This window comes from Variovorax paradoxus, assembly GCF_030815855.1.
Taxonomy (GTDB): Bacteria; Pseudomonadota; Gammaproteobacteria; order Burkholderiales; family Burkholderiaceae_C; genus Variovorax; species Variovorax paradoxus_M.
In genome coordinates this window covers 1715613-1726631 of the sequence record NZ_JAUSXG010000001.1, presented here as the reverse complement: position 1 = coordinate 1726631, position 11019 = coordinate 1715613, and the positions used below count along the sequence as shown (strand labels likewise).

Below are 11019 nucleotides of genomic sequence, written 5' to 3'. Positions count from 1 at the left end.
CCGGCGGGCGACTCACTTTCTTTGCTTCGCCAAAGAAAATAAGCAAAGAAAGGCGACCCTACTGTCTGCGTCCCTCCGCTGCGCTACGGGCAACCTGCGGTGCTCGATTCCGGCGGGGGTCCGCAGAACTCGCTTCGCTTGTATGGTTGAGGCGCTGGGGTGGAGGGACTCGTTGCGCATTCGGCCGCGGCAGCGGACCGACGGTTTTGAGATTTCTCCCGCCCCACCTTCCAACGTCGATTAGGAACTGAGCGGAGCTCCGTTTTTGGACGGGGCGACCGCCGATCTAGACGCAAGCAAACGTCGTCGGTGGGCTGCACCCCAGCTTGGCAAATTGTCCAACCGGAGGTGTCGTCATGCAAGAGCCAACCCTGTTTATCGGCGTGGATGTTTCCAAGGCCGAATTGGTCATTTCTCTGGGGTCTGGGCACCGGCCTCGCAGCGTGGTCAACAATGCCGCGGGCATTGCCGATTGGCTGCGGGAAGTGCCGCCCCATGCCCTGGTCGCCATGGAATCCACCGGGCGGTACCACGGTCTGTTGGCGCACCTTGCAAGCCAGGCTGGCCTGAAGGTGTTCGTGCTCAATGCACGCGACGTGCACTTCTACGCTCAAGCCTTGGGAATGCGGGCCAAGACAGATGGCGTTGACGCCCAGCTCATCGCTCGCTATCTGGCGGAACACCACGGTCATCTGCATCCCTGGCAGCCGGCCAGCGCAGTGCAGCAACGACTGCAAGATCTGCTCACGCGCCGAGCGCAATTGGCGGCGCAGCGCTCGGCCTTCAAGCAGATCGTGACGGGTGTGGACGCCAGCGATATCGACACCGGCGAGTTGCAAAGGGCCTTCGATACCCTTCTGAAGGCAATGGATAGCAGGATGCAGGAGTTGGTTACCAGCGATCCGCGGCTGTCCGCTGGCTGCCAGAGATTGCTCACGATCACCGGTGTAGGACCGCAGACCTCGGTGTTGCTGGCGACGCTGTTCAGTCGCTTCAACTTCGGCAATACCGATGCCTTGGTGGCCTATTGCGGACTCGATCCAAGACCCAACGATTCGGGTGCCCGGCATGGGCGACGTCGCTTGAGCAAAAAGGGGCCGTCGCTGTTGCGCCGACAGATCTATCTGGTGGGCTTTGCTGCAAGTCGTAGCAAGGCGCTCAGGCCGTTGTATGAGGCCATTCGGGCCAAGGGCTTTGCAACCACTGCGGCCTTCATCATTCTCGGGCGCAAGCTGCTGCGCGTGGCGTTTGCTGTTTGGAAAGGTACGCAGTCGTTCGATCCGGCCCGGTTGATGCCGAAGAATGACTTGCAAAAAACATAGAACCTCAAACAGCTGCGGCCCTGATCCCGCCTCCATCTGCGCTCCTCGGCGCATACAGAAGGGGTGGGAGCGGGCGGCCTTCGCTTCGCTCGGCCCCAACAGCCAACAGCCAACAGCCCAACTCAATACCAACCACCGCGGCGCGCAGCGCCGCGGTGGCTTGGTGGCCGAGCGAAGCAAAGGCCCGTTCGGTTTCCAAGCCCCTCTGTATGCGCCGAGGAGCGCAGGGTTTCGCGGATCAGGGCTCGCAGCTGTTTGAGCGAAGCGAGTTCTGCGAGACCCCGCGAAACCCGAGCACCGCAGGTTGCCCCGTAGCGCAGCGCAGGGGTCGCAGACAGTGGGGTCGCCTTTTCTTTGCTTACTTTCTTTTGGCGAAGCAAAAGAAAGTGAGTCGCCCGCCGGGGCGAGACCCGGCCCCGAAAAACAAACCAGTCAAAGAGTCAGGCCGCTAGCCGAGCCAACTTCCGATCACTCATCCGCTTCGCAACCCGCGGCAACACCAGCACAGCCACGATGATGACCACCAGCGTGATCGACATCGGCCGCTGGAAGAACACCGAAGCGCTCCCTTCGCCGATCGACATGGCATTGCGCAACTGCGCTTCCGCAAGCGGCCCAAGAATCATCCCCACCACCACAGGCGCGGTCGGAAAGTCGAAGCGCCGCATCACCACGCCGAGCAGGCCGATGCCATAGAGCAGGAACAGGTCGAACGCGCTTTGGCGCATGCCGTAGGCACCCACCGTCGCGAAGATCAAGATGCCCGCATAGAGCTGCGGCTTCGGAATCTTCAGCAGCTTGACCCACAGGCCCACCATCGGCAGGTTCAGCACCAGCAGCATCACGTTGCCGATGTAGAGCGAGGCGATCAGTGCCCACACCAGCGCGGCCGATGTGGTGAAGAGTTGCGGGCCCGGCTGAATGCCGTAGTTCTGGAACGCACCCAGCAAAATGGCCGTGGTGTTCGACGTGGGAATGCCCAGCGTCAACAGCGGAATCAGCGCCGCGGTCACGGTCGCGTTGTTGGCGGCTTCCGGACCGGCCACCCCTTCGATGGCGCCCTTGGTGCCGAACTCGGCCTTGGCGTCCGCGTCCTTGGCCAGTTTCTTTTCCGTCGCATAGCTCAGGAAGGTCGGAATCTCGGTGCCGCCGGCCGGGATGCAGCCGAACGGCGTGCCAATGGCCGTGCCGCGCAGCCACGCCGGAATCGAGCGCTTCCAGTCGCGCGCCGTCATGTGCACGCGGGTCAGCGTGTTCTGTGCTTCGACCACTTTGCCTTCATAGAGCACGGCGTACAGCACTTCAGCCACCGCGAACAGGCCCACCGCCACCAGCACGATCTCGATGCCGTCGAGCAGCTCGGGAACGCCGCCGGTGTAGCGGCCCTGGCCCGAGATCTGGTCGAGCCCGACGCAGCCGGCCGCAAGGCCGATGAACAGCGCCGTCATGCCGCGCAGCGTGCTCTTGCCGAGCACCGCGCTCACGGTGGTGAACGCCAGCAGCATCAACAGGAAGTACTCGGGCGGCCCGAGCTTGACCGCGAACTCGGCCACGAAGGGCGCGAACAGCGTGACGATGACCGTGGCGATGGTGCCCGCCACGAAAGAGCCGATGGCGGCGGTGGCGAGCGCAGCGCCAGCCCTGCCGCTCTTGGCCATCTTGTTGCCTTCCATCGCCGTGACCATGCTCGCCGTTTCGCCCGGCGTGTTGAGCAGGATCGACGTGGTCGAGCCGCCGTACATGGCACCGTAGTAGATGCCCGAGAAGAAGATCATCGAGGCCGTGATATCGACCTTGCCGGTAATCGGCAGCAGCATGGCCACCGCCACGGCAGGGCCGATGCCGGGCAGCACGCCGACGGCCGTGCCCAATGCACAGCCCACCAGGCACCAGAGAAGATTGGCAGGGGTGATCGCCGCGGCGAAACCCGTCATGAGTGCGTTGAAGATTTCCATGTCAGAGCCACCCCGTGGTCGTGAGGCCCGGCAGGTTGATGGCCAGGAACTTGGTGAACATCCAGAACACGGGCGCGGAAATGAGCCCGCCCGTCAGCAGATCGATGGCCCAGGTGCGCGGCGAGTTGGCCGAAGGCTGGCCGCTTGCACGGCGCAGGCCCTGCACGGCGAGCACGTAGCACAGCGTGCAGCTCAGGATGAAGCCGAGTTGCGTGATGAGCGCCGCGTTGAGCAGCAGGCCGGCCGATACCCAGACGAAGCCGGGCCAGTACGCGTGCTCCGCGCCCGTCGGTGCATCAAGCTCGCGAAAGCCGCCCGTACGTGCTTCCCAGAGAATCCAGCCGCCGCACAAGGTGAGCACACCCGACACCAGCCAAGGCAGGAAGTTGGGGCCGACGCCGCCATAACCTGCTTCGGAAGAAATGCCGATGGCGCCGAAAGCCAGCGCCAGGCCGGTCAGCAGCACACCGGCGCCGACCAGGGTTTGCGGCCAGGTGGCCGCAGATTGCGGCGAGACCGAGGATTCTGGAGTTGTCATTTTTTGCTCCCGCAGTCAGGGAATGGAACGGGGCCCGTCAAAGGCCCCAATGGTTCGAAAGAGCCCCCGCCGCTTCCAGAAACACCGCGGCCCGGTGTTGCCGGGCCGCTGGGGGCGAGCCAAATTCAGATCATTCCGGACTTGGCCATGATGGCGCGCAGGCTCGCGAAGTCGTCGTCGACGAACTTGGCAAAGGCCTCGCCCGAAAGAACGGCCGGCGTCCAGTCGTTCTTCTTGAGCGACTCGGCCCACGACGGGCTCTTGAGCGCCGCCAGCACCATGTCGGTCAGCGCCTTGCGCTGTTCGGCGGTGATGCCGGGCGCGCCGTACACGCCGCGCCAGTTGCCGATTTCGACGTCGATGCCCTGCTCCTTGAGCGTGGGCACGTTGATGCCCGGCAGGCGCTGCGCGGACGTAACGGCGATGGCCCTCATCTTGCCGGCGGCGATGTATTCGGCAAATTCGCTGTAGCCGCTGCCGCCGACGGTGACGTTGCCGCCCAGCACGGCGGCAGTGGCTTCGCCGCCTCCCCGGAAGGCCACGTAGTTGATCTTCGATGGATCGGCGCCGACCTTCTGCGCGATCATGGCCGCGGCGATGTGCTCGGTGGAGCCGCGCGAACCGCCGCCCCACTTGACACTGCCCGGGTCTTTCTTGAGCTGGTCGACCACATCCTTCATGGTCTTGAGCGGCGAGTTGGCCGGCAGCACGAACACGTTGTATTCGGTCGTCGTGCGGACCAGCGGCGTGGCTTGCGACAGATTGACCGGCGGCTTGCCGGTGATGATGCCGCCGAGCATGACGGAGCCCATCACCATGAGCGCGTTCGGATCGCCCTTGGAGCCGTTCACGAACTGGGCCAGGCCCAATGCGCCCGCGGCGCCGCCCTTGTTGTCATAGGTGACCGTGTCGGCCAGCTTGGCTTCGGTCAGTGCCTTGCCCAGCGCGCGGCCCGTGGTGTCCCAGCCACCGCCCGGGTTGGCTGGAATCATCATCTTGACGTTGGCTGCGGCGCGCGCCGACAACGGCAGGGCTCCGGCGGCGGCCAGCGCGGCCAATGACTTCAAAAAGGTGTCGCGACGCATCGTTGTCTCCTGAGAACTAAAGAAAACCTGACTTGGACCTGAGCCGCTATCATGCGCCGCCCCGCTGTCAGTTGGCTGTCCACCGGACTGGGGAAAACACCGAAGTACCATTCCCCACCTCACCCCATGAAGCTGCTGCTGGTCGAAGACGATCCCTCGATGCAGGTCACCCTGCAGCGCGCCCTCGCCCGCAACAAGATCGACGTGCGCATCTGCGGCGACGGCGCCCTGGCCGTCGAGCAGTGGCGCCAGCTGGAGCCCGACGTGGTGGCGCTCGACCTGAGCCTGCCGAACCTCGACGGCCTGCAGGTGCTGGCCCAGGCGCGGGCCGCCGGGCTGCGCACGCCCGTGCTGCTGCTCACCGCCCGCGGCACGGTGGGCGACCGCATCATGGGCCTGAATGCCGGGGCCGACGACTACCTGCCCAAGCCCTTCGACCTCGACGAACTCGAGGCACGCATCCGGGCGTTGCGCCGGCGCCACCAGAACGCCGGCCCCGATGTGGGCCTGAACCCCCAGGAGGTGGGCGGACTGCGCTTCGAACCGGAAAGCGGCGCGGTCTACCACCGCGGCGGCATCCTAGAACTCACGCCGCGCGAGCTGGCGCTGCTCAAGGCGCTGATGATGAAGCCGGGCCACGCGGTGAGCAAGGAACGGCTCTTCGAACTGGTGTTTCCGGGCGAAACCGATGTTCAGTACGAAGCCGTGGAAGTGGTCGTGTATCGCCTTCGCAAGAAGCTGGCGGGCACCGGCGCCGCGCTGATGACGCTGCGGGGCCTGGGCTATCTTTTGCGCGCGGAGCCATGAAGAAGGCCCTGTCGCTGCGCGCGAGGCTGCTGTTCGGCATTCTCGCGCCGGTGGCGCTGTTCATCGTGATCAACAGCGTGAGCCTGTACCGGCAGAGCCTGGCCGCGGCCACCACGGCCTACGACCGCACCCTGCTCGCGTCGGCCAAGACCATCGGCGAGCAGCTCGACGTGGAAGGCTATGACGAAGGAGCGCGGTTGCGTGCCATCGTGCCCTATTCCGCGCTCGAGGCCTTCGAGGCCGACAACCGCAGCCGGCTTTTCTACCGCGTCTCCGCGCTCGACGGTGAAATGGTCTCGGGCTTTGCCGAACTGCCGTTCTGGCGCGGCCGCATTCCCGACCGGGGCGCATATTCGGCGCTGGTCGATTTCTACGATGCGCGCTTTCGCGACCAGCCGGTGCGCGTGGCGGTCTTGCTGCAGCCCGTCGCCAGTGCCAAGGGCCGCGGCATGGCCGTGGTGCAGGTGGCTGAAACCCTCGAGCTGCGCGAAACGCTGGTGCGCAAGCTGCTCGTCGACATGCTGTGGCGCCAGCTGCTGCTGATGGGCGTCATCGCGCTGGTCACGGTGTTCGTGGTGCAGCGCGCCACGCGGCCGGTACGCGAGCTCGGCGAGGCCATCGAGAAGCGCGCGGCCGACGATCTTTCTCCCATCGATGCGCCCGATGCGCCGCGCGAACTGCGGCCGTTGGTCGACGCCACCACCGAGGTCATGGGCCGGCTGCAGCGCCTGCTCGACCACCAGAAGCGCTTCGTGCGCGACAGTGCGCACCAGTTGCGCACGCCGCTCGCGGTGCTGAAGGCCCAGGTGCAATCGGCGAGGCGTGGCGACGTAGCGCCCGATCAGGCGCTGAGCGAGATCAGCCAGACCGTGGAACGCGCCACGACGCTTGCCAACCAGATGCTGTCGCTCGCCAAGGTCGAGCAATTGCGCCAGCAGCCGGAATCAGTGCCGCTCGAGCTCGGCGAAGTGGTGCGGCAGATTGCACTGGACCTGTCTCCGCTGATCGCCGACAAGGCGCTCGACTTCGAACTGGCGATGGACCAGCCCGTGACGGTGCGTGCGCACCAATGGATGCTGCAGGAGCTCACGCGCAACCTGCTGCACAACGCCATCAAGCACAGCCCGCACGGCGGCGCCCTGTCGGTGATGGTCCAGCGCACGGCCGAAGAGGCGGTCTTGACGGTGCGCGACGAGGGGCCCGGCATTTCGGCTGAATTGCGCCAGCGCCTGTTCGCGCCCTTCTCTGCCGGCGACACGGGCAGCGGCTCCGGGCTGGGCCTCGCGATCTGCCGCGAGATCGTGCTGGCGCTCGGCGGACGCATCGATCTCGACAATCGCGGCGTGCGGGAAAATTCCGCACAGGGGGTCGGGCTCGACGCTGTCGTGCGGCTCCCCGTCTACCACCACAATTCCTGAACTATGGATCGCCTGCGCATCGACAAATGGCTTTGGGCCGCCCGCTTCTTCAAGACGCGATCCCTGGCTGCGGACGAAATCGGCAAGAACCGGGTGCAGGTGAACGGCGATGTCGCCAAGGCCTCCCGCGAGGTCAAGGCGGGCGATACCGTCGCCATCCGCCTCGGTGCGTTGACACGGACAGTCACGGTGCGCGGCCTGAGCGGCCAGCGCGGTCCCGCTCCCATCGCACAGCAGCTCTACGAAGAAACGCCAGAGAGCATCGCCGCGCAGGCCGCCGCGCGCGAACAGCGCCGCATGGGCAGCGAGCCGGCACTGGCCATCGAGCAAGGTCGGCCGACCAAGCGCGACCGCCGCGAACTCGACGGCGCGGCGCGCCATGCCGACTGGGACAACCGCTGGAGCGCTTCCATCGACCCGGACGACACCGACCGCTGATTGCCGATCATTGACGCCCCTGATCGCGTACGCTGCGTGTCTTTTGCACGGAGTCCCGGGTCATGGCCAGCCTCAAGAAATACCGCGTCGACAGCAAGTTCAAACTCGCGCAGGTGAGCCCCGGCGACACGCCCTTCCTGGAGGGCAACGAAGCCGCGCAAGTCGCCGAGATCGACGCCCTGGCGGCCGAACTCGACGAAATGCAGGACCTGCTGCATGCCGAAGGCCGCCGCAAGCTCCTGCTGGTGCTGCAAGGCATGGACACCAGCGGCAAGGACGGGACCGTGCGCTGGGTTTTTTCGCGCACCTCGCCGCTCGGCGTTCGTGTCACCGCCTTCAAGGCGCCCAGCGACGACGAACGCGCGCACGACTACCTCTGGCGCTGCCACGCAGTAGTGCCGCGCACGGGCGAAATCGCGGTGTGGAACCGCAGCCACTACGAAGACGTGCTGGTGCCCGTAGTCGAAGGCTGGATCGACAAGGCCGAGGCCAAGCGCCGTTATGCGCAGATCAACGATTTCGAGCGCCTGCTGGTCGAGACCGGCACGGTCGTCGTCAAATGCATGCTGCACATCGACAAGGACGAGCAGCGCGAACGCCTGCAGGCGCGCATCGACACGCCCGGCAAGCAATGGAAGTTCAGCATGGGCGACCTCGAGGTGCGCACCAAGTGGAACGCGTACCAAGAGGCCTATGACAAGGCGCTGCGCGCCACCTCCACCGATCACGCACCCTGGTACGCGATACCTGCCAACCACAAGCGGCACCGCAACCTGATGATTGCGCAGTTGCTGATGAAGACCCTGCGGCAGATGAAGCTCAAGGCGCCGCCCGCCGACCCGGCGCTCAAAGGCATGATCATCAAGTGAGCGTTGCCCATGCGTGCCCAGGCAGGCCGGCACGCTCGGGCGTTGGTCAGGAGCGGCGAATGACCGGCTGGCCCAGCACCCGGCACTTGCCGAATTCGCAGCGCACGGCCCAGGTCGCCCCGTTCGAGCAGGGCACGCTGTAAGACTCGTAGCCGGGGCCCTTGGCCGTCAGTTCCGCCCGCGGCTGGATGCTGCAGCGACCGGCCTTGGCGAGCACTTCGGCGTTGTAGGTGTCCACGCCCGTGCGGCGCGGCGCCAGCACCACTTCGGGATTGAAGGAGTGGCCGTAGAAAGTGTCGCGCACGTTCGGGTCCAGATTGCGGTAGCCGCGCTTGGCCATGCAATGCACCAGCGCGATCTGCTGGTGTTCGGCAATCAGCTCGGCATCGGGCCGGTAGGACATGTCGATCACGGCTGCCGCAATCCCCCCCTGCGCGGCCGCGGCCACAATGCCCTGGCCGTGCACGGTGATCAGGCCGAGGCCCAGCGCCAGCCACATGGCGTCGCCCGTTTCGCTGCGCGCGGTGATGCGCGTCGCCGCGATGCGGCAATCGGCCACGTCGCTGTCGTAGCGGGCCTTGTCCACGCCTTCCATGGCCACCATGGGCACATAGGAAAGCCCCGACCCCGTTCCAGGTTCCGTCGGTGTCGGCGGCGTGCTGACGCACCCGGCCAATGCAACAACGGCGCACACGACGCTCAGCAGCAGCTTCATGGAGATCCCTCGTCCTCTTCGCGATAATTCGGGCGATTTAACCATACAGATGGTTACTTTTGTCCCTGTTTTGTCGCAAAGCTGCGACGTCGCGAGCCATTGGGTGAGATTTATTTGTTCTCGTTCAGAACGAACAGAAAGATGCGCGCCTGCTCGCAATTCGCCTTCGGAAAATTTGAATACTTTGGCAAACCTTTTCACTTCAGGCGCGCTCGTGGCCTGGCTTCGGTCAGAAAAACGTATGGGCCGGAATCGGGCAACTGACCGGGCATGACACGGCCCGAGCATCCTCGAAGGCCTCGCGGCCAAACTCGACCGAACCGCAAAGATGAGAAGCAGGCGCTGCTACAACTGAGCGCGCTGATCAACGCCTTGCCGGAGGAAGGCGAGCAAGAAAAAAGCCCTGTCAATCCGAAGATCAACAGGGCTTCACTAGCTTGGCGGAACCGGAGGGATTCGAACCCTCGATGAGGCTCTACACCCCATACTCCCTTAGCAGGGGAGCACCTTCGGCCACTCGGTCACAGTTCCTGAAAGAAGCCGAGATTATGCCACTGTCAGGCGGCCGGTTGGTCCAGATCGAAGGCTTTGTGCAACGCGCGCACGGCCAATTCCATATATTTTTCGTCGATGACGACCGACGTCTTGATCTCGCTGGTCGAAATCATCTGGATGTTGATGCCCTCTTCGCTCAGCACGCGGAACATCTTGCTCGCCACGCCGACGTGGCTGCGCATGCCGATGCCGACGATGCTGACCTTGCAGATCTTGGTGTCGCCCACGATCTCGGTCGCGCCCAGCGAGGGCATGACCTTCGACTGCAGCAGGTCGACGGTCTTCGCGTACTCGTTGCGGTGCACGGTAAAGCTGAAGTCGGTGCGGCCGTCCTTGCTGAGGTTCTGGATGATCACGTCGACCTCGATGTTGGCGTCCGCCACGGCACCGAGGATGTGATACGCGATGCCCGGCTTGTCGGGCACGCCGAGCACCGAGATCTTGGCTTCGTCGCGGTTGAAAGCGATGCCGGATACGACGGCTTGTTCCATGTTTTCGTCTTCCTCGAAAGTGATCAGCGTGCCGGACTTGGCCTCTTCATTGATGTCGATGTCCCAGGGCGTGAAGCTCGAAAGCACACGCAGAGGAACCTTGTATTTGCCGGCGAATTCCACCGAGCGGATTTGCAGCACCTTGGAGCCTAGGCTCGCCATTTCGAGCATCTCTTCGAAGCTCACGGTCGAGAGGCGCCGCGCATCGGGCTCCACGCGCGGGTCGGTGGTGTAGACGCCGTCCACGTCGGTATAGATCAGGCACTCGTGCGCCTTCATGGCGGCGGCAATAGCCACCGCCGAGGTGTCGCTGCCGCCGCGGCCCAGCGTGGTGATGTTGCCGGCGTCGTCCACGCCCTGAAAGCCGGTGATGACCACCACCTTGCCGGCGTCCAGGTCGGCGCGCACGCGTTCGTCGTCGATGCTCTCGATGCGTGCCTTGGTGTACGAGTTGTCGGTGCGCACCGACACCTGCCAGCCCGCGTAGCTCACGGCTTCCATGCCTTCGGCTTGCAGCGCAATGGCCAGCAGCGCGGACGACGCCTGTTCGCCGGTCGAGGCGAGCATGTCGAGCTCGCGCCCGTGGGCGTCGCTCGGTTTGCTGGGCGCCAGTTCCTTGGCCAGGCCGAGCAGGCGATTGGTTTCGCCGCTCATGGCACTCGGGACCACGATCATCTGGTGGCCGGCGCGTGCCCACTTGGCAACGCGCTTGGCGACATTCTTGATGCGCTCGGTCGAGCCCATCGACGTACCGCCGTATTTGTGAACGATCAATGCCATGGGTGAATTCAGAGAAAGAGAAAGGGCCGCTTCACTCCCGAGTGCC

Annotated in this window: 10 protein-coding genes and 1 tRNA gene; 5 read left to right on the top strand and 6 right to left on the bottom strand. The window is 64.8% G+C overall.

Annotated elements, in window-relative coordinates; translation table 11 throughout:
- Window positions 1-356 precede the first annotated feature (356 nt).
- Entirely contained in the window at window positions 357-1322 is a 966-nt protein-coding gene (locus tag QFZ42_RS08000; RefSeq protein ID WP_307699896.1) for an IS110 family transposase, read from the top strand.
- Between the two features lie 440 nt (window positions 1323-1762).
- Here QFZ42_RS08000 and QFZ42_RS07995 read toward each other — a convergent pair whose 3' ends face one another.
- From QFZ42_RS07995 to QFZ42_RS07985, 3 genes are all read right to left on the bottom strand, one after another.
- The gene (locus QFZ42_RS07995; RefSeq protein ID WP_307700457.1) at window positions 1763-3277 is read right to left on the bottom strand and encodes a tripartite tricarboxylate transporter permease; all 1515 of its coding nucleotides are present in this window, start codon (window positions 3275-3277) and stop codon (window positions 1763-1765) included.
- A gap of 1 nt (window position 3278) precedes the next feature.
- On the bottom strand, window positions 3279-3815 hold the full coding sequence (locus QFZ42_RS07990) for a tripartite tricarboxylate transporter TctB family protein (protein ID WP_307700456.1): 537 nt from the start codon (window positions 3813-3815) through the stop codon (window positions 3279-3281).
- Between the two features lie 125 nt (window positions 3816-3940).
- Window positions 3941-4900 carry a Bug family tripartite tricarboxylate transporter substrate binding protein gene (locus tag QFZ42_RS07985; RefSeq protein ID WP_307700455.1) on the bottom strand — a complete coding sequence of 320 codons (960 nt, stop codon included), beginning with the start codon at window positions 4898-4900 and terminating at the stop codon, window positions 3941-3943.
- A 126-nt stretch (window positions 4901-5026) separates the two neighbouring features.
- Between QFZ42_RS07985 and QFZ42_RS07980 the strand changes: the two genes are divergently transcribed.
- The 4 genes from QFZ42_RS07980 to QFZ42_RS07965 all read left to right on the top strand — a co-directional run bounded on the left by QFZ42_RS07980 (window position 5027) and on the right by QFZ42_RS07965 (window position 8432).
- A complete protein-coding gene (locus QFZ42_RS07980) occupies window positions 5027-5707 on the top strand; it encodes a response regulator transcription factor (RefSeq protein WP_307700454.1) in 681 nt (226 codons plus the stop codon).
- A complete protein-coding gene (locus tag QFZ42_RS07975) occupies window positions 5704-7125 on the top strand; it encodes a sensor histidine kinase (RefSeq protein WP_307700453.1) in 1422 nt (473 codons plus the stop codon). Before QFZ42_RS07980 ends, QFZ42_RS07975 begins: the two co-directional genes overlap by 4 nt.
- Window positions 7126-7128: 3 nt before the next feature.
- A complete protein-coding gene (locus QFZ42_RS07970) occupies window positions 7129-7563 on the top strand; it encodes an RNA-binding S4 domain-containing protein (protein WP_307700452.1) in 435 nt (144 codons plus the stop codon).
- Window positions 7564-7625: 62 nt separating this feature from the next.
- Window positions 7626-8432, top strand: coding sequence for a PPK2 family polyphosphate kinase (locus QFZ42_RS07965; RefSeq protein WP_307700451.1), 807 nt, complete (start codon window positions 7626-7628; stop codon window positions 8430-8432).
- A 46-nt stretch (window positions 8433-8478) separates the two neighbouring features.
- On the opposite strand, the gene QFZ42_RS07960 is transcribed toward QFZ42_RS07965, so the two are convergent.
- The 3 genes from QFZ42_RS07960 to QFZ42_RS07950 form a co-directional block, all read right to left on the bottom strand.
- Complete coding sequence (locus tag QFZ42_RS07960; RefSeq protein ID WP_307700450.1) at window positions 8479-9147, bottom strand: hypothetical protein; 669 nt, start codon at window positions 9145-9147, stop codon at window positions 8479-8481.
- 438 nt (window positions 9148-9585) lie between these two features.
- Window positions 9586-9678 (bottom strand) — tRNA-Ser (locus QFZ42_RS07955).
- A 26-nt stretch (window positions 9679-9704) separates the two neighbouring features.
- Window positions 9705-10973 carry an aspartate kinase gene (locus QFZ42_RS07950; protein WP_307700449.1) on the bottom strand — a complete coding sequence of 423 codons (1269 nt, stop codon included), beginning with the start codon at window positions 10971-10973 and terminating at the stop codon, window positions 9705-9707.
- Window positions 10974-11019 lie beyond the last annotated feature (46 nt).